Origin of the sequence: Streptomyces akebiae, from assembly GCF_019599145.1 — a bacterium.
GTDB lineage: Bacteria > Actinomycetota > Actinomycetes > Streptomycetales > Streptomycetaceae > Streptomyces > Streptomyces akebiae.
This window is the reverse complement of sequence record NZ_CP080647.1, coordinates 648,940-665,876: the sequence shown is the minus strand read 5'-3', so window position 1 is coordinate 665,876 and position 16,937 is coordinate 648,940. Positions and strand designations below refer to the sequence as shown.

At 72.2% G+C, this 16,937-nt stretch carries 17 protein-coding genes and 1 riboswitch; of the genes, 4 read left to right on the top strand and 13 right to left on the bottom strand.

Annotation, left to right across the window (positions count from 1 at the left end):
• Positions 1–12: 12 nt before the first annotated feature.
• From K1J60_RS02905 to K1J60_RS02890, 4 genes are all read right to left on the bottom strand, one after another.
• A complete protein-coding gene (locus tag K1J60_RS02905) occupies positions 13–816 on the bottom strand; it encodes an ABC transporter ATP-binding protein (RefSeq protein WP_220644764.1) in 804 nt (267 codons plus the stop codon).
• Positions 813–1,799, bottom strand: coding sequence for a FecCD family ABC transporter permease (locus K1J60_RS02900; RefSeq protein WP_220651240.1), 987 nt, complete (start codon positions 1,797–1,799; stop codon positions 813–815). Before K1J60_RS02900 ends, K1J60_RS02905 begins: the two co-directional genes overlap by 4 nt.
• A gap of 263 nt (positions 1,800–2,062) precedes the next feature.
• Positions 2,063–3,115: an ABC transporter substrate-binding protein gene (locus K1J60_RS02895; RefSeq protein WP_220644763.1), complete on the bottom strand. Its 1,053-nt coding sequence runs from the start codon at positions 3,113–3,115 to the stop codon at positions 2,063–2,065.
• A 68-nt stretch (positions 3,116–3,183) separates the two neighbouring features.
• Positions 3,184–3,394, bottom strand: a riboswitch (cobalamin riboswitch).
• Between the two features lie 67 nt (positions 3,395–3,461).
• Positions 3,462–4,127, bottom strand: a complete 666-nt coding sequence (locus K1J60_RS02890) for a DUF6215 domain-containing protein (RefSeq protein WP_220644762.1) — start codon at positions 4,125–4,127, stop codon at positions 3,462–3,464.
• A gap of 479 nt (positions 4,128–4,606) precedes the next feature.
• On the opposite strand from K1J60_RS02890, the gene K1J60_RS02885 reads away from it, so the two are divergent.
• Positions 4,607–5,626: a Gfo/Idh/MocA family protein gene (locus tag K1J60_RS02885; protein ID WP_220644761.1), complete on the top strand. Its 1,020-nt coding sequence runs from the start codon at positions 4,607–4,609 to the stop codon at positions 5,624–5,626.
• Between the two features lie 38 nt (positions 5,627–5,664).
• On the opposite strand, the gene K1J60_RS02880 is transcribed toward K1J60_RS02885, so the two are convergent.
• Positions 5,665–6,705, bottom strand: coding sequence for an L-idonate 5-dehydrogenase (locus tag K1J60_RS02880; protein ID WP_220644760.1), 1,041 nt, complete (start codon positions 6,703–6,705; stop codon positions 5,665–5,667).
• A 26-nt stretch (positions 6,706–6,731) separates the two neighbouring features.
• Positions 6,732–7,505 (bottom strand): SDR family oxidoreductase, encoded by a 774-nt coding sequence (locus K1J60_RS02875; protein WP_220644759.1) that lies wholly within the window; start codon positions 7,503–7,505, stop codon positions 6,732–6,734.
• Positions 7,506–7,629: 124 nt separating this feature from the next.
• On the opposite strand from K1J60_RS02875, the gene K1J60_RS02870 reads away from it, so the two are divergent.
• A complete protein-coding gene (locus K1J60_RS02870) occupies positions 7,630–8,397 on the top strand; it encodes an IclR family transcriptional regulator (RefSeq protein ID WP_220644758.1) in 768 nt (255 codons plus the stop codon).
• Between the two features lie 83 nt (positions 8,398–8,480).
• A complete protein-coding gene (locus tag K1J60_RS02865; RefSeq protein ID WP_220644757.1) occupies positions 8,481–9,278 on the top strand; it encodes an SDR family oxidoreductase in 798 nt (265 codons plus the stop codon).
• Here the strand turns inward: K1J60_RS02865 and K1J60_RS02860 are convergent.
• From K1J60_RS02860 to K1J60_RS02845, 4 genes are all read right to left on the bottom strand, one after another.
• Complete coding sequence (locus K1J60_RS02860; RefSeq protein ID WP_398683101.1) at positions 9,220–9,531, bottom strand: molybdopterin dinucleotide binding domain-containing protein; 312 nt, start codon at positions 9,529–9,531, stop codon at positions 9,220–9,222. The two genes, K1J60_RS02865 and K1J60_RS02860, sit on opposite strands and share 59 nt — an antisense overlap.
• A gap of 147 nt (positions 9,532–9,678) precedes the next feature.
• Positions 9,679–9,843 carry a hypothetical protein gene (locus K1J60_RS02855; protein WP_220644756.1) on the bottom strand — a complete coding sequence of 55 codons (165 nt, stop codon included), beginning with the start codon at positions 9,841–9,843 and terminating at the stop codon, positions 9,679–9,681.
• Positions 9,844–9,996: 153 nt separating this feature from the next.
• A complete protein-coding gene (gene katG, locus K1J60_RS02850) occupies positions 9,997–12,210 on the bottom strand; it encodes a catalase/peroxidase HPI (RefSeq protein WP_220644755.1) in 2,214 nt (737 codons plus the stop codon).
• A gap of 24 nt (positions 12,211–12,234) precedes the next feature.
• Positions 12,235–12,678, bottom strand: a complete 444-nt coding sequence (locus tag K1J60_RS02845) for a Fur family transcriptional regulator (RefSeq protein WP_220644754.1) — start codon at positions 12,676–12,678, stop codon at positions 12,235–12,237.
• A 557-nt stretch (positions 12,679–13,235) separates the two neighbouring features.
• On the opposite strand from K1J60_RS02845, the gene K1J60_RS02840 reads away from it, so the two are divergent.
• Positions 13,236–13,931 carry a UdgX family uracil-DNA binding protein gene (locus tag K1J60_RS02840; RefSeq protein WP_220644753.1) on the top strand — a complete coding sequence of 232 codons (696 nt, stop codon included), beginning with the start codon at positions 13,236–13,238 and terminating at the stop codon, positions 13,929–13,931.
• A 41-nt stretch (positions 13,932–13,972) separates the two neighbouring features.
• Here the strand turns inward: K1J60_RS02840 and K1J60_RS02835 are convergent, their stop codons facing one another.
• Genes K1J60_RS02835 through K1J60_RS02825 form a run of 3 tightly spaced genes read right to left on the bottom strand, consistent with a single transcriptional unit; the run spans position 13,973 to position 16,907 of the window.
• A complete protein-coding gene (locus K1J60_RS02835) occupies positions 13,973–14,665 on the bottom strand; it encodes a LutC/YkgG family protein (RefSeq protein ID WP_220644752.1) in 693 nt (230 codons plus the stop codon).
• The gene (locus K1J60_RS02830; protein WP_220644751.1) at positions 14,662–16,155 is read right to left on the bottom strand and encodes a LutB/LldF family L-lactate oxidation iron-sulfur protein; all 1,494 of its coding nucleotides are present in this window, start codon (positions 16,153–16,155) and stop codon (positions 14,662–14,664) included. The genes K1J60_RS02835 and K1J60_RS02830 overlap by 4 nt, the downstream gene beginning before the upstream one ends.
• Positions 16,152–16,907, bottom strand: a complete 756-nt coding sequence (locus tag K1J60_RS02825) for a (Fe-S)-binding protein (RefSeq protein ID WP_220651239.1) — start codon at positions 16,905–16,907, stop codon at positions 16,152–16,154. The genes K1J60_RS02830 and K1J60_RS02825 overlap by 4 nt, the downstream gene beginning before the upstream one ends.
• Between the last annotated feature and the right edge of the window lie 30 nt (positions 16,908–16,937).

Here is a 16,937-nt window from a genome sequence, read left to right as displayed (position 1 = left end):
CGGGGCGACTCCCTAGGGAAGCGGCCCCAGGAACCGGATGTGGGGCCCGTCGTCCGGGCCGGTGCGGGTGACCGTGGCCCGTACGCCGTAGACGTCGGCGACCAAGGACTCGGTGAGGACGTCGTGCGGGGTGCCGGCGGCCACCACGCGGCCCTGCCGCAGTACGACGAGGTGGTCGCAGTACATCGCGGCGAGGTTCAGGTCGTGCAGGGCGACGACGCTGGTCAGGCGGAGCGTGCGGATCAGGGTCAGCAGGGCGAGCTGGTGCTGGATGTCGAGATGGTTGGTGGGCTCGTCCAGGAGGAGTTCGTTCGGCTCCTGGGCGAGGGCACGCGCGATCTGGACGCGCTGGCGCTCACCGCCCGACAGGGTGTGCCAGGACCGGTGGGCCTTGTCGCTGAGACCGGTGCGGACCAGGGCCGTGCGGACGGCCTCCTCGTCGTCGGCGGAGACGGACGCCCAGGCGCGACGGTGCGGGACACGGCCCAGCCGTACGACGTCCTGGACCGTCAACTCGACCTGTGTGTCCGCCTGTTGAGCCACGACGGCGATCCGTCGGGCGACCGCGCGGCGGCCCACCCGGTCCAGTGGACGGTCGTCGAGGGTGACGACTCCCGAAGCCGGCGCGAGGACCCCGGCGAGCAGGCGCAGCAGTGTGGACTTGCCCGAGCCGTTGGGGCCGAGCAGACCGGTGACGGTGCCCGGCCGGGGCGCCACACTGACCCCGTCCAGGATCAGCGTGCCGTCGGCGGCGCGGGAGACCCGCTCGGCGCGCAGCCCGGAGGAGGCAATTGGGTCGGCGGCGGTGTCGGTCATCGGGTGCTCCTGGTCCGGTACATGATGGCGACGAACGCCGGGACGCCGATGAGGGACGTCACCACCCCGACCGGGACCTCCTGCGGGTCCAGGACCGTACGGGCGAGGGTGTCGACCCACACCAGGAACACCGCCCCGGCCAGCGCGGTGGCCGGCAGCAGCCGACCGTGGCCGGAGCCGGTCAGCGCGCGGGCGGCGTGCGGCAGCACCAGGCCGACGAAGCCGATCGCCCCCGACGAGGCGACCAGGGCGGCCGTGAGCAGAGCGGTGGCGCACAGCAGTACGAGCCGGGTGCGGGCCACGGAGACACCGAGCGAGGCCGCCGCGTCCTGCCCGAACGCGAACGCGTCCAGTGCGTGGGTGTGGCCCAGGCAGACCAGCAGCACCACCACCAGCACCGCCAGACACACCGTCACATCCGTCCAGTCGGCCCCGCTGAGCGAGCCGAGCAGCCAGAACAGCACCGCGCGGGTCGTCTCGGCGTCGGCCGCGGTCATCACCATGAAGGAGGTGAGCGCGGAGAACAGCTGCATCGCCGCGACACCGACCAGCACCACGCGGTCCGTGGAGCCGCCGAGGGTGTGGCTGAGCAGCAGCACGAGCCCGAAGGAGGCCACCGCGCCCAGGAACGCGCCGCCGGAGACCGACAGGGCCCCGCCTCCCACGCCGAGCACCACGACCACGACCGCGCCGGTCGACGCGCCGGAGGAGACGCCCAGCACGAAAGGGTCGGCGAGCGGGTTGCGCAGCAGGGACTGCATCACCGCGCCGCACACGGCCAGTCCGGCCCCGCACACGGCGGCCAGCAGGGTGCGCGGCAGCCGTAGGTTCCACACGATGCCGTCCCGGATGGGCGTCAACTCCGTGTGCCCCCAGCCGAGATGGGCCACCACCGTGGACCAGACGTCGACCACGCCGATGTCGGCCGGACCGATGGTGATCGCGAGGGCGATGGAGAGAAACAGCCCTCCGAGCCCGGCCATCCACGCCGATCCCCAGCGCAGCCGGCGGCCGAAGGCCACCGCCACCGCCGTCGAACCGTCCGCTCCACCGGGCCCCGCCGGGCTCGGCCCACCGGTCTTCGTGGGAGCCGGCCCACCGGTCTTCGCCGAGGGCGGCCCACCGGTCTCCACCGCCGTCGACGCGTCGGTGACCGCGTCGACGGCCGTGCCCGTCTCCGTGCCCGTCTCCGTGCCCGTCTCCGTGCCCGTTTCCGTGCCGGGCTCCGTGTCGGGCTCCGTGCCGGTCATCCCGTGAGACCGTACTCGCGCAGTGCCGCCGCGAGCTTCTCCACGCCCTCGACGGTCCGGACGGTCGGGTTCATGGCCTGGCCGGGCAGCAGCACATAGCGCTTCTTCCGCACCGCCGTCATGTTCCGGGTGACCGGGTCGGACTCCAGGAACTCGATCTTCTTCGCGGCCGTCTCGGCCGTCTGCTGCTTGCGGACCAGGTCCCCGACGACGAGGACGTCGGGATCGCGATCCGCGACGGTCTCCCAGTTGACCTGGGGCCACTCCTCCTCGGTGTCGTCGAAGACGTTCTTCGCGCCCAGCTCGCGGGTGATGACCCCGGGGGCGCCACAGCATCCGGCGAGGTACGGGGACTGGGCGTTGGCGAACCAGTACATGACGGTGACGTCATCGGCGTCGAGTCCGGCGGTCGCCTTCCGCACCCGGGACTTGAGCTCGGCCACCAGCTTCTCGCCGCGCTCCTCGACCCCGAAGACGCGGGCCAGATCGCGGACTTCGCCGTAGACCGTCTCCATGGTCAGCGGCTCGGTGCGGACGCCGTCGCCGTCACCGCTGTTGTCCTTGCCCACACAGTCGGAGGGCGACAGATACGTGGGGACGCCGAGCTTCTCGAAATCCTCCCGGGTCGCCACACCGCCCTTGCCGAGCGTGGAGGCGAACGAGGAGACGACGAGGTCGGGTTCGGTGTCCAGGACCTTCTCGAAAGACGGCGCGTCGTCGGCGAGCCGAGGCACCTTCGCGTCGGCCTTCTCCAGTTCCTTCGGCAGCGGATCGGTCCAGGTGGCGGTGCCCACCATGCGGTCGGCGAGCCCGAGGGAGAGCAGGATCTCGGTCGTGCCCTGGTTGAGGGAGACGGCGCGTTCGGGCGGGCTGTCGACCCGTACCTCCTGCCCGCAGTTGTCGAGGGTCACCGGATATCCGGCGGACCCGCCCGAGGCCGGGCCACCGCCCGGGGGTGCTGCGGAGCCGGAGCCTCCGCAGCCGGTCAGCAACAGGGAACCGGCGGCCAGGAACAGGACGGCATGGCGGACGGGGCGTGCGAGTGGCACGGGACTTCCTTCGGCGTCGAGGGCTCATGCGCGAAGCCCGGTCGTACGATGCTTCCCCGGGCACCCCTCGGTGCCGGGGACCGCCAGCAGGTCTTCGGACTCGGGGTCACCCGGACGGGACGCCTTCCCGGACCGCGATCGTGATCGCCGTCCAGTGGCCGTTGCCCCGCCCGTCGCCCTCACCGCTGCGCGTCAGCTCCGGATTCGCACCGGATTCCCTGACCCGTACGCGTACTTACGTGTGCGTACGTGGGTTCGACTGGCGTCGGCAAGCTATCACAGGCCGCCGGCGCGCTGGGCCGCCGAGCGCTGAGGCCGCCGAGGGTTGAGGCCGCCCGAGGGCTCGTCAGGCCGCGGGCTTCCAGCCCGGGAGCGTCGGCAGGACCTTCTCGGCCACACGGAACAGGGCCGCGTCGTCGGGGACCTGGGAATCCTGGCGATAGATGACGAGCTCGAAGGTGGTGCCGCTGTCCTTCGGGTCGGTCGCGACCAGCAGCCGCCGGGCGACGCCGCCGGGGCCGGACTGCGGGTCACTGCCGTCGAGGCGGAACGAGAGGGAGATGGTCTGACCCGAGTACAGGGCCGCCGCATGTCCCAGGACCGTCCTGGTCTCGACGCCGGCGCCCAGGTAGCCGACCGACTCGGCGACGGGGAGGTCCTCGTACGACGCCGACAGCTCCACGGTGTACGTGTCGAGTTCGACGGTCGCCTCGGGGGTGACGGTCTTGGTGCCGTCGAACCAGGTGGACTCGTTCTGGCTGCCCGACGCGATGACCGCCTGCTCGGTGGGCGTCCCGAGGAGCTTCGGCAGGTCGGAGCGGTTCAGCGCGGTGCACAGCTGTGCACCCGAGACCTCGCCCCGTGGTGCCGGAGAGGCGTCGTCCGAGGACGAGCAGACGGCCGGCCCCAAGGTCTCGGGGGTCGTGTCGAGGAGGTCCGCCAGCAGCCACATCCCGCCCAGCAGCACCCCCACGGTCGCCACCGCCGAGACGACCTGAGCCCCCGTGCTCATCTCCTTCGTCGAGCCGACTCGGGAAGCCGCTCTCGAACCCGTCTCCGGATCTGCTGCCGATCCCATATCCGGACCGACTGCCGACCCCGTATCCGGACTTGCTGTCGCACCCGCCTCCGGACCTGCTACCGATCCCGACGCCGGACCTACCGAACCCGTCTCCGGACCTACTGCTGAACCCGTCTCCGCCCCTACTGCCGATCCCGTCTCCGCATCCTCTGCCGAGCCCGCTCCGGAATCGGAGAAATCGTCGACCATGTCCCCCGTGCCCCCACCTTGATGTGCACACGCCTGACGCGCGCCGGGGGAGCCTAACCGGTGCTCGTCGCCCGGGGAAACGCAATTCCGCGTACGCCGCTCGCCGTGGCCCCGCGAGGCCGGCCGCGCAGGCGTGAAGAAGGGCTCCTCGGGGGAGGACGAGACCCTGTGCGCCCGCTGCCCCGGGCGCCGACCCGGCCCGCGCGAAAGGAAGAAGAGGTATGACCGAGCAGGGCTCCCTCGGTGTCGCCGTCGTCGGCACCGGCCGGATGGGCGCCGATCATGTGCGCCGGATCTCCGAGGTGATCAGCGGCGCCCATGTGACCGCCGTCGTCGACCTCGACACCGACCGTGCCCGGGCGATCGCCGCCGGCATCGAGGGGTGCGCGGCCTACGGCGACCCGGCCGAGGCACTGACCGCACCGGGCGTCGACGCCGTCCTCGTGGCCTCACCGGGCCCCGCGCACGAGGCGGCCCTGCTCGCCGCGTTCGCCCACGACCTGCCCGTACTGTGCGAGAAGCCCCTCACCCCGGACACCGCCTCCGCGCTCCGGCTGCTGGAGGCGGAGCAGCGGCTGGGGCACCGCCGGGTACAGGTGGGGTTCATGCGCCGCTACGACCGTGAGTACGTCAAGCTCAAGGCCCTGCTGGACAGCGGCGACCTGGGCCGGCCGCTGCTGCTGCACCACCGGCACCGCAACGCCGAGGCCCCGCCCGGTTTCACCGACGCCATGGCCATCAACGACTCCGTGGCCCACGAGATGGACATCACCCGCTGGCTGCTCGGCCAGGAGATCACCGCCGTCAGTGTGCTGCGGCCCCGGCCGTCCGCGCACGCCCCCGAGGGCCTCAGCGACCCGCAGCTCGTCGTCTTCGAGACCGACGGCGGCGCGGTGGTCGACGTCGAGATCTTCCTCAGCGCCCGCTACGGCTACCAGGTGCAGGCCGAGGCCGTCTGCGAGGACGGCACGGCCCGCATCGGCGACGGGCACGACATGCTCGTCAACGCGGCGGGCCGCTGGGGCGGCACGGTCACCCCGGGCTACATCGAGCGGTTCGAGGACGCCTACGACCGACAGGTCCAGGCCTGGGTGGACGCCACCCGGCGCGGCGAGGTCACCGGACCCAGTACCTGGGACGGGTACGCCGTCGCCGCGATCTCCGAGGCCGGCGTCCGCGCCCAGACCGAGGGGGTCCGCACCGAGGTGGAACTCGTCGAACGCCCCGCCCTCTACCGCTGACCTTCGGCACCCGGCGGTCGCCGGCACCTGACGCCCGCTCACGCCCGGCCGGTGAGATCCAGCAGCACCTTGGAGGCGACCGTGCGGTCCCGGGCGGTCTCGAAGGCGAGGGCGGACCGCTCCAACGGGAAGGTGTGCGTGACGACCGGATCGACAGGAAGGCCCTGGGCCAGCAGGGACAGGGCCTCGTCGAACTCGGTGTCGAAGCGGAAGGAACCGCGCAGCTCCAGCTCACGGGTGACCGCCACATTGCCGAGCAGCCCGATCTCCCCGGGCGGCAGCAGCCCGAGCATGACCACGATGCCGCCCCGCCGCGCCCGCTCCACACAGCTGCGCAGCCCGGCCGGCGCCCCGGACGCCTCCACGGCGACGTCGAAGACGCCGGCCCAGTTAGGGTCGCCGGGCCGGTCCGCCCGCACGGTGGCGGTCGCGCCCACCTCGGTCGCGATCCGCAGCGGCTCCTCGTGCAGATCGCTGACGACGACCTCGGCGGCTCCGGCGTGCCGCAGCGCCGCCACGACCAGACAGCCGATCGGACCGGCCCCCGCCACCAGGACCCGCTTGCCCCGCACATCGCCGGCCCGGCGCACGGCGTGCAGGGCCACCGCCAGCGGCTCGGCGAGCACGGCCCGGCGCAGGTCGAGCCCGGGAGGCAGCTCCCGGACCTGACCGGCGGGCACGCCGAGGCGCTGCGCGAACCCGCCCTGCACATGCGGGGTGTGGGCCGCGCTGCCCAGATAGCGGGTGTGCGCACAGACGTTGCGCATGCCCCGTGCGCACTCGGGGCAGACCCCGCAGGGCGTGGCCGGATGGATCGCGACCGGCGCTCCCACCGCCGGGACGTCCGGCCCCTCGACCCCGGGACCGAGCGCGGCGACATGGCCGACCACCTCGTGACCGAGCACCATGGGCTCGCTCACCGCGAAGTCGCCCACCCGGCCCCGGTGGTAGTAGTGCAGATCGGACCCGCAGATACCGCCGAGCGCGACGGCGACCGCGATCTCACCGGCCGCGGGACCGTCGTACGGCCGTTCCTCGACCCGGAGGTCACCGGCTCCGTGGACAACACACGCGTGCATGGGGGCTCCTTGGGGGATGGACCGGGTCACAGGACGGACAGCATGCCGCCGTCGACATACAGCAGCTGGCCGCCCACGAAGTCGGAGGCGGGGGAGGCGAGGAAGAGCAGGGCGCCGACCAGGTCCTCGACCCTGCCCCAGCGGCCGGCGGGCGTCCGCCCGCGGACCCAGGCGCTGAACTCCTCGTCGGCGACCAGCGCCGAGGTCAGCTCGGTGTCGAAGTAGCCGGGGCCGATGCCGTTGACCTGGATGCCGTGCGGCCCGAGGTCGGCGCACATGCCCTTGGTCAGCATCTTCAGGCCGCCCTTGGTCGCCGAGTAGGGCGCGATGCCGGGGCGTACCGCCTCGCTCTGCAGCGAGCAGATGTTGATGATCTTTCCCTGCCCCCGGGGGACCATCCGGCGGGCGACCTCGCGGCCCACGAGGAAGGCGCTGGTGAGGTTGGTGTCGAGCAGGGTGTGCCAGTCCTCGTCGGTGAAGTCGAGGAACGGGGCGCGGCGTTGGGCGCCGGTGTTGTTGACCAGGATGTCGACGGGGCCGGCCCGGTCCTCGATCCGGGGGACGGCGGTGGCGACCGAGGCGGCGTCGGTGACGTCGAAGGCCTCCGCGAGGACCGCCTCGCCGAACGTCACGGCCAGCTCCCCGCGGGTGGCCTCCAGGGCGACGGCGTCCCTGCCGTTGAGGACCACCGTGCAGCCGGCCTCCAGGAGGCCCACGGCCAGCGCGCGGCCGATGCCTCGGCTCGACCCGGTCACCAGGGCGACCTTTCCGGTGACGTCGAAGAGGGGGTGGCTCGTCATGCGCGATCTCCCTTTTTTCCCACTGAATGGAAAAGTTATCTGCTCAACGGAAAATCATCGTCGGGGCGGCGGGCTGTCGCTGTCAACCGTGGGAGGCCTTTCCACTCAGTGGTAACTTGCCGCAGTGAGCGGCAGCGAGGTACCCACGGACGTGGTCGGACGCGCGATCCGGTTGCTCGTCCTCGTCGGCGAACACCCGTACGGCATCACCCTGTCCGAACTGGCCCGCGCCAGCGGCGTCCCCGTCAGCACGGCCCACCGGCTGGTCAACTCCCTGTGCCGCGAGGGTCTGGTGGAGTTCGAGGCCGACGGCAAGCGCTACAAACCGGGCCTGAGACTCTTCCAGCTCGGCCAGCGGGCCGGTCAGGTGTACGGCTTCGCCGGCACCGCCCTCCCCGTGATGCAGCGCGTGACCCGGCAGACCGAGGAAGCCACCCTGATGTCCGTCCTCGACGGCACCCGGCACCTGTACGTGCACTATGTGGACGGCCCCCTCCCGGTCGGCGTCCGCAGCGACCCGGGCCGGCACGGCCCGCTGCACTGCACCTCGATGGGCAAGGTCCTGATGGCCTTCGCCCCCGCCGACGTACGCGCCGACCTCCTGGACCGCGTCGAACTCACCCCGCACGGACCGAACAGCGTCACCGACCGCGACGTCCTGCGCGCCCACGTCGCCCGCGCCGCCGAGCTCGGCTACGCCACGGCCGACGAGGAACACCACGCCGGTCTGCGCGCCGTGGCGGTGCCGATCCTGCGCCCCGACGGCACCGTCTTCGCCGCCCTCTCCACCGCCGCGCCCGCCTTCCGCCGCAGCATGGACGACCTGGTCGCCATGGTGCCGCTGCTGCGCTCGGCGGCGGACGAACTGGGCGTCCGGCTGCCGGCCCGCTGACGCACCCTCCCCACAGGCCCCGGGACAGGGGATCCTCACTCCCGAGGGCGCTCGGCCGCGCCCGGCCGGGAGGGGCGACGGGCATGGGAAATCGCGAGGAACAGCGGACGCGAGCGCTCGACGGAAAGACCGCGCTGATCACCGGGGCGGGCACCGGCATCGGCCGCGCGACGGCCCTGATGCTCGCCGAGGAGGGCGCCACGGTGGTCCTCGCCGGACGACGACTCCACCTCCTCGACGAGGTGGCCGCCGTCGTCGCGGACGCCGGGGGCACCGCGATCGCCCGCGCCACCCACGTCGAGAACGCCGACGACGTGGGGCAGCTGATCCGCTGGACCCGGGACACGGCGGGCCCCGTCGACGTCCTCGTCAACAACGCGGGGGCAGCCGGCCGGGCCGGGGACGTCCGCCGGCTCGGCGAGGACGAGTGGCACGCCGTGGTCGACGTCAACCTCACCGCGGTCTATCTGCTCGCCCGGGCCGTCCTGCCGGACATGCTGGAGCGCGGCGGCGGCTCGATCATCACGATCTCCTCGCTCGCCGCCGTACGGCCCACGCCCCTCGGCGGGGCCCCGTACGGCGCGGCCAAGGCGGGCGTGCGCAACTTCATGACCTATCTGCGCAACACCTACCGCGACGACCTCGTCCGTGCCACCTGCATCCTCCCGGGCGAGGTCGACACCCCGGTCCTGGACAGCCGCCCGGAACCACCGAGCGCGGAGCGCCGGGCCGCCATGGTGCGACCGGAGGACGTGGCCCGCGCCGTACTGCTGTGCGCCACGCTCCCTGCGCGCACGGTCGTCGAGGAACTCGTCATCGCCCCTACGGTGTCGGGGCGGACCGGGGACCGGCCGGGGTCAGGGCCGCCGCGGCCGTCTTGAACAGCGGCTGCTTCGAGGCGGGGCCCCAGGCGGTGCGGGTGGTCTCGTTCGCCGCCCGGGGCGGGGACTTCTCGTCGGGGCCCGCCCCGGAGGGTGTGTCCCAGTAGCCGTAGTGGAACGGCACGAACAGCACCCCGGGCCGTAGGTCCGTCAGGTGGAGCCGCCCCCGCACGGCACCCGGCGGGCGCGCGCCCTCGACCGGCTCGTCCTCGCCGAGCCCGAGCCCTCGCGCGTCGGCCGCCGAGACCTCCACGCGGTGGAGCGTCCGCCCGGTGGTGAGCTGGAACGGGTACTCCGCGTCCGGTTCACTCCTGCGGGGCGACGTACGCGGCGGCCTTGATCATGGCCTTGCCGTCGGGGTGGCGCGTGCGGTACTCGTCCGCGTCCGCGGGTTCGCCCGTCACCAGGCCTGCCGCGGTTGACGGTCCACGGACCTGCCCCGGACACCGGCGATACGGCCGTTGACGACGGCGATGTCCATGGCGTCGCCGTCGGAGTGCGACAGCGACGCGGTCCGCACCCACCGCCCCACCGACTCGGGCCGTTCGCCCTCCGCGAGACACATGTCCACTCCCAGCGACCGCCGTCTCACGCGGACCATGTACTCCGCGGGCGGGGCGGGTACCCGGGGCGTGGGCCGGCCAACGGATGACCGAGCGCGCGAGAACGACCGGGCCGGCCCCGTGAAGAGCCGGCCCGGCCGCGGTGTTCGGGTCGATCAGACCAGGTCGAACCGGTCCAGGTCGGAGACCTTGGCCCAGGCCGCGACGAAGTCCTTCACGAACTTCTCCTTGGCGTCGTCGCTCGCGTAGACCTCGGCGAGGGCACGGAGCTCGGAGTTGGAGCCGAAGACGAGGTCGGCACGGGTGCCGGTCCACTTGACCTCGCCGGTGTCCGCGTCACGGCCCTCGAAGAGGGTCTGGTCGGCGGAGGTGGACTTCCAGGTCGTGCCCAGGTCGAGCAGGTTGACGAAGAAGTCGTTGGTGAGCACGCCCGGGGTGTCGGTGAAGACGCCGTGCGTGGACTGGGCGTGGTTGGCGCCCAGGACGCGCAGACCACCGACGAGGACCGTCAGCTCGGGGGCGCTCAGCGAGAGCAGGTTCGCCCGGTCGATCAGCAGGTACTCGGCGGGCAGGCGGTTGCCCTTGCCCTGGTAGTTGCGGAAACCGTCGGCCGCCGGCTCCAGCGCCGCGAACGACTCGGCGTCCGTGTGCTCCTCGGTCGCGTCCACACGGCCCGGGGTGAAGGGCACCTCGACCGGGTAGCCGGCGTCCTCGGCGGCCTTCTCGACCGCGGCGGCACCGCCGAGGACGATCAGGTCGGCCAGGGAGACCTTCTTGGCGCCGGAGTTGAACTCGGCCTGGACGCCTTCCAGGACGCTCAGGACGTGACGCAGGTCGTCCGGGTTGTTGACCTCCCAGCCGCGCTGGGGCTCCAGACGGATCCGGGCACCGTTGGCGCCGCCCCGCTTGTCGCTGGAGCGGAAGGTGGAGGCCGACGCCCACGCGGTGGACACCAGCTGCGAGACGGACAGACCCGAGGCGAGCAGCTTGCTCTTGAGCGCCGCGATGTCGGCCGCGTCGATGACCTCGCCCTCGGCCGCCGGCAGCGGGTCCTGCCAGATCAGGGTCTCCGCCGGGACCTCCGGGCCGAGGTACAGCGACTTCGGGCCCATGTCACGGTGGGTCAGCTTGAACCAGGCGCGGGCGAAGGCGTCCGCGAACTGGTCGGGGTTCTCGTGGAAGCGCTTGGAGATCTCGCCGTAGATCGGGTCGAAGCGCAGCGAGAGGTCGGTGGTGAGCATCGTGGGCAGCTTCTTGGCGTCGCTGTGGGCGTCGGGAATGATCGCCTGCGCGTCCTTGGCCACCCACTGGTTGGCGCCGGCGGGGCTCTGGGTGAGCTCCCACTCGTAGCCGAAGAGGATGTCGAAGAAGTCGTTGCTCCACTGGGTCGGCTTGGTGGTCCAGGTGACCTCCAGGCCGGAGGTGATGGCGTCGCCGCCCTTGCCCGTGCCGTAGGTGGACTTCCAGCCGAGGCCCTGCTGCTCCATGGAGGCGGCCTCGGGGTCGTCGCCCACGTTGTCCGCGGGGCCGGCGCCGTGGGTCTTGCCGAAGGTGTGGCCACCGGCGATGAGGGCGACGGTCTCCTCGTCGTTCATCGCCATGCGGCGGAAGGTCTCACGGATGTCGCGGGCCGCGGCGATCGGGTCCGGGTTGCCGTTCGGGCCCTCCGGGTTGACGTAGATCAGGCCCATCTGGACGGCGCCGAGCGGGTTCTCCAGCTCGCGGTCGCCGGTGTAGCGCTGGTCGTCCAGCCAGGTGGTCTCGGGACCCCAGTAGACGTCCTCGTCGGCCTCCCAGACGTCGGCACGGCCGCCGGCGAAGCCGAAGGTCTCGAAGCCCATCTGCTCCAGGGCGACGTTACCGGTGAGGATCATGAGGTCGGCCCAGGAGATGGACTGGCCGTACTTCTTCTTCACCGGCCACAGCAGACGGCGGGCCTTGTCCAGGTTGCCGTTGTCCGGCCAGCTGTTCAGCGGCGCGAAGCGCTGCTGGCCACGACCGCCACCGCCGCGGCCGTCGTGGATGCGGTAGGTGCCGGCGCTGTGCCAGGCCATACGGACCATCAGCGGGCCGTAGTTGCCGAAGTCGGCGGGCCACCAGTCCTGCGAGGTGGTCAGCACCTCCGCGATGTCCTGTTTCACGGCCGCGAGGTCGAGGTTGTTGAACGCCTCGGCGTAGTCGAACGTCTCACCGAGGGGGTTGGCGACGACGGGGTCCTTGGCGAGGATCTTCAGGTTGAGCCGCTCCGGCCACCACTGACGGTTTCCGCCGCCCTGGGTCGGGTGCGCGGCACGCCCGTGAGCGACCGGGCAGCCTCCCGTCTCCTCGGGCTTCGCGTCCGTGACGATCGCGTCATGGTTCTCAGTCATGGGAGTCCTTCCGGAACTGGTGGATCACGGTGCTGAACTGCTGGCTTCGGAACATGGGGGGCACAGGCCCCAGTAGATGACCTCGGCCTCGTCGATCGCGAAGCCGCGGTCGTCGGAGGCGGTCAGGCACGGGGCGTGCCCGACCGCGCAGTCGACGTCGACCACGACACCGCAACTGCGGCACACGAGGTGGTGGTGGTTGTCCCCGACACGGCCCTCGTACAGGGCCGGGCTGCCGGGTGGTTCGAGGCGGCGCACGAGTCCCGCGCCGGCGAGCGCGTTGAGCGCTTCGTACACGGCCTGGAGCGAGATGTGGCCCACACGGGCGCGTACGCCCGAGGCGATCGCTTCGACGCCGAGGTGGTCGCCGTCCCGGACGGTCTCCAGCAGCGCCACGCGCGCGGCCGTCACCCGCAGGCCGGCACCGCGGAGCTCCTCGGCGGTGTTCGGAGGCTGGGATGCGGTCATGGCGACCAACCTACCCCCATAAACACGAACAGTTCAAGAAAGCGAACCATCCAAGTTTCACGGGGCGCGCCGGTCACCGTCCCTGGCCGCTCCGGCAGGCCCCGCACCCTGCGGCCGGGGCGAGCGAATCAGCCCAAGGTGAGCAGCAGAATCGCGATCATGGCTCCGACGAGCCCGGCCGTCTGCCGGAAGTTCACCCGTTCGTGGAGCGGGGGCTGACCGAGGGCCGTGGGGCGGCCGGGCACAGGGACGACAGGACGACCGCCACGGACACCTGGTGCCGCTGGGTCCCCCAGAGGTGGAGGACCAAGCGGCCCAGAGGTGGAGGATCAACGCGAGCGCGGCGTCGCCGTCCCGGCCGGAGGCCGCACCCCCACAGCACATCCGTGAGCCGCCGGGGCGCCGGGAGCCGACCCATGGTGCATCCCGACGGGAGGGGGTATTCGGAAGTAGCCCCGAGCGGTCCCCGGCCCCCGCGCGGCGCTCGGGTTCCGTCGAGCGCTCCGGCCCCGCGAAGCGCTCAGGGCCGGGCTTCCCGCCCAAGGAGGTGTCCCGGGATGAGCCCCATCGAGCACACGAGCCCCACGAAGGCCCGCTCCCCGGAACCGCGGGCCTACGACGCCGAGCCGTTCCTCCCGAGTCGTGGCGGCCTCCCCGCGCACCGCCGGGCCGCGGCCGACTGCCGGGGCTGCCCCCTGCACGAGGACGCCACGCAGACCGTCTTCGGCAAGGGCGACGGGTCGGCCCGGATCCTGCTGGTCGGAGAGCAGCCGGGGGACCAGGAGGACAGGCAGGGCGAGCCGTTCGTCGGCCCGGCGGGGCGGCTGCTGCGACGGGCCCTGGACGAGGCCGGGATCGACTGGGACGCGACCTACGTGACCAACGCGGTCAAGCACTTCAAGTTCACCCGGCCCCCGGGCGGCGGTAAACGCCGTATCCACAAGGCGCCCGACCTGCGCGAGGTCGCCGCCTGCCGTCCCTGGCTGCTGGCCGAACTCCGTCTCGTCCGGCCCGAGATCGTGGTGGCCCTGGGTGCCACCGCGGGCAAGGCACTGCTCGGCGGCTCCTTCCGGGTCACCAAGGACCGCGGCGCGCTGCTGCCCATGCCCTCGGAGGGATCGCGGGGGCCCTACGTCGTCGCCACCCTGCACCCCTCCGCCGTACTCCGTGCCGACGACCGTGACGCCGCGTACGCGGGACTGGTGTCCGACCTCAGGGTGGCTGCCGATGCGTTGGCCAGGAGCGAGCCGTGACCCCGACGCCCCGAGCCCTCACGCGCCCGTCCCGCGGCCCCCTAGCCCTGGCCGCCACCCCCGGTCACCAGAACCACCTCCAGGGTGCGCGGGCCGTGGACGCCCTCCACCCGGTCCAGTTCGATGTCGCTGGTGGCGGACGGGCCGGAGATCCACGTCAACGGGCGCGTCGGGTCCAGGAGTTCGAGCGCCTGCGGCACCGACGACACGACCTGCTCAGGTACGCGGACGACACAGATGTGGTGGTCGGGTACCAGGGTGATCCGGCGGCGGCCCTGGTCGGGGGAGCCGTCGAGGACGATGGTGCCGGTCTCGGCGATCGCGAGGGCGCAGGCCGTGACGACGCTGTCGACCCGGTCCAACTCGTGCGCGGTGCTCTCGCCCCGGTCCGGCACCCGTGTCAGGTCGGTCCCCGACAGCCATTCCCGGCGCAGCCCCGGCGGCACCAGCACCGTCTTCGAGCCGTGCGCGCGCAACAGCCCCGCGACCACGTCCGCGAGTCCGTCCGCGTCCGTGCGGTGCACGATCGCCCGGTAGTCCGCCAGGTTCTCCGCCAGCAGCTCCACCCTCTCGGCGGCGCTCAGCGCGCCGTGCTCCCGGAGATAGTCCCGCTGAACGGCCTGCTCGTACCGGGGGTCCCTCCCAGGCCCTTCAGGCACTGGGGGAGTGTCGTCCTGGCGTACGTCGGCGAGGGCGCGTCGCACCCGTCCCAGGATCAGATCCCTGCTGCTCACTTCGTCCCCTCCCGGCCGCCGTCGGTCCGTCCGCCGTTCGTCCGTTGCCACCAGTCCCGGAACGGCTCGGGGGGCAGCGCGGGAAGATCACGGCTCGCGCTCCACGCCCTGCCGGGCCCCGGCAGCGTACGGGGATGGAAGCGGCGCGTGCGGGACGCGAGCCGCTGCCCGGCGCGCAGCGCGCCGGGGTGGCTGAACGCCCACCGCGCCGCGCGCATCGCCGCCCGCTCGGCCGCGTGCCCCTTCGCGGGCTTCAGCACGACCTTGCCGCCCCGCTCGGTCACCGGCCCGCCCTGGGCGACCCGCTCCCGCAGATGCACCAGCACCTCAGGGATGTCGATGGCGACCGGGCACACCTCGTAGCAGGCACCGCACAGCGAGGAGGCGTACGGCAGTGAGGAGTCGATCTCGCTTCCCGTGCCCCGGAGTTGGGGGCTGAGGATGGCGCCGATCGGGCCCGGGTACACCGAGCCGTAGGCGTGGCCGCCCGCCCGCTCGTACACCGGGCAGACGTTGAGACAGGCCGAGCAGCGGATGCAGCGCAGGGCCTGGCGGCCGACCTCGTCGGCGAGGGTGTCGGTGCGGCCGTTGTCGATGAGGACCAGGTGGAAGGTCTGCGGCCCGTCGTCGTCCGTCGTGCCCGTCCAGGTCGAGGTGTACGGGTTCATGCGCTCGGCGGTGGAGGAGCGGGGGAGGGTCTGCAGGAACACCTCCAGGTCCCGCCAGGTCGGCACGATCTTCTCGATGCCGACCACCGAGATCAGGGTCTCGGGGAGGGTGAGGCACATCCTGCCGTTGCCCTCGGACTCCACGACCACCAGCGTGCCCGTCTCCGCGACCATGAAGTTGGCGCCGGAGACACCGACCTTGGCCCGCAGGAACTTCTCCCGCAGATGCAGCCGCGCCGCCTCCGCCAGCTCGGCCGGGGTGTCGGTCAGGCCCTCGGGGGCCGGGCGGCCCCACTCGCTCATCTCGCGCGCGAAGATGTCCCGGATCTCGCCCCGGTTGCGGTGGATCGCCGGAACCAGGATGTGCGAGGGCCGGTCGTTGCCCAACTGCACGATGAGCTCGGCGAGGTCGGTCTCGTAGGCGCGGATGCCCTCGGCCTCCAGCGCCTCGTTCAGCCCGATCTCCTGCGTGGCCATCGACTTGACCTTGACGACCTCGCTCTCGCCGGTCGCCTTGACGAGATACGTGACGATCCGGTTGGCCTCGTCCGCGTCGGCGGCCCAGTGGACCGTGCCGCCCGCCGCCGTGACCGACTCCTCCAACTGCACGAGATACCGGTCGAGATGACGGAGCGTGTGGTCCTTGATCTGCTTGCCCGCCTCGCGCAGCGCGGCCCAGTCGGACACCTCCGCGACCGCGTTCGCGCGTTTGGCGCGGATGGTGTGGGTGGCGTGGCGCAGGTTCCCGCGCAGGGTCGTGTTGTGCACGGCCTCGTGTGCGGCCTCGGGGAACGCCGGCATCCCGACGAATGTCCCGCTCATACCAGCGGCTCCTCTTCCGTGCTCGCCAGGATCTCCGCGATGTGGACGGGCCGCAGGTCCGTCCGCAGCCGGGTCATCGTGCCACCGAGGTGCATCAGGCAGGAGTTGTCGGCCGCGCACAGCACCTCGGCGCCCGTCGACTCGGCGTTGCGCACCTTGTCCGCGCCCATCGCCGCCGAGACATCGGGGTTCTTCACGGCGAACGTACCGCCGAAGCCACAGCACTCGTCGGCACCGGGCAGCTCCACCAGCTCCAGTCCCTTCACGGCCTGGAGCAGCCGCCGGGGCCGCTCACCGAGGCCGAGGCTCCGCAGTCCGTGGCAGGTCGGGTGGTAGGTCACCTTGTGCGGGTAGTACGCGCCGACGTCCGTCACACCCAGCACGTCCACCAGGAACTCCGTCAGCTCGTACGTCTTCGGTACGACGGGCGCCAGCGTCCGCGCCAGACCGTCCCCGCGCCCCTCCGCACGGGCTCGCTCACCCATGCGTGGATACAGCTCCCGCACCATCGCCCCGCACGAGCCGGACGGCGTCACGATCGCCTCGTACTCCCGGAATACATCGGAGAACTTCCGGGCGAGTGGCTCGGCCTCGTGCCGGTATCCGGTGTTGTAGTGCGCCTGCCCGCAGCAGGTCTGACCCATCGGGAAGTCGACGTCCACACCCAGCCTGGTCAGCAGTTTCACCACGGCCCGGCCGGTGTCGGGATAGAGCGTGTCGTTGACACAGGTCAGGAACAGGGCGACACGCATCGCGGCTCCTTGGGGGTCGGTCATCGGATG

What these genes read in the sequence shown, in the direction of transcription:
- K1J60_RS02890 (WP_220644762.1), bottom strand. Translation starts at nt 4,127, where the DNA reads ATGAGCACGGGGGCTCAGGTCGTCTCGGCGGTGGCGACCGTGGGGGTG.
- K1J60_RS02840 (WP_220644753.1), top strand. Translation starts at nt 13,236, where the DNA reads ATGAGCCCCATCGAGCACACGAGCCCCACGAAGGCCCGCTCCCCGGAA.
- K1J60_RS02900 (WP_220651240.1), bottom strand. Translation starts at nt 1,799, where the DNA reads ATGGCCGGGCTCGGAGGGCTGTTTCTCTCCATCGCCCTCGCGATCACC.
- K1J60_RS02865 (WP_220644757.1), top strand. Translation starts at nt 8,481, where the DNA reads ATGGGAAATCGCGAGGAACAGCGGACGCGAGCGCTCGACGGAAAGACC.
- katG (WP_220644755.1), bottom strand. Translation starts at nt 12,210, where the DNA reads ATGACTGAGAACCATGACGCGATCGTCACGGACGCGAAGCCCGAGGAG.
- K1J60_RS02880 (WP_220644760.1), bottom strand. Translation starts at nt 6,705, where the DNA reads ATGCACGCGTGTGTTGTCCACGGAGCCGGTGACCTCCGGGTCGAGGAA.
- K1J60_RS02830 (WP_220644751.1), bottom strand. Translation starts at nt 16,155, where the DNA reads ATGAGCGGGACATTCGTCGGGATGCCGGCGTTCCCCGAGGCCGCACAC.
- K1J60_RS02825 (WP_220651239.1), bottom strand. Translation starts at nt 16,907, where the DNA reads ATGCGTGTCGCCCTGTTCCTGACCTGTGTCAACGACACGCTCTATCCC.
- K1J60_RS02885 (WP_220644761.1), top strand. Translation starts at nt 4,607, where the DNA reads ATGACCGAGCAGGGCTCCCTCGGTGTCGCCGTCGTCGGCACCGGCCGG.
- K1J60_RS02905 (WP_220644764.1), bottom strand. Translation starts at nt 816, where the DNA reads ATGACCGACACCGCCGCCGACCCAATTGCCTCCTCCGGGCTGCGCGCC.
- K1J60_RS02855 (WP_220644756.1), bottom strand. Translation starts at nt 9,843, where the DNA reads ATGTGTCTCGCGGAGGGCGAACGGCCCGAGTCGGTGGGGCGGTGGGTG.
- K1J60_RS02845 (WP_220644754.1), bottom strand. Translation starts at nt 12,678, where the DNA reads ATGACCGCATCCCAGCCTCCGAACACCGCCGAGGAGCTCCGCGGTGCC.
- K1J60_RS02875 (WP_220644759.1), bottom strand. Translation starts at nt 7,505, where the DNA reads ATGACGAGCCACCCCCTCTTCGACGTCACCGGAAAGGTCGCCCTGGTG.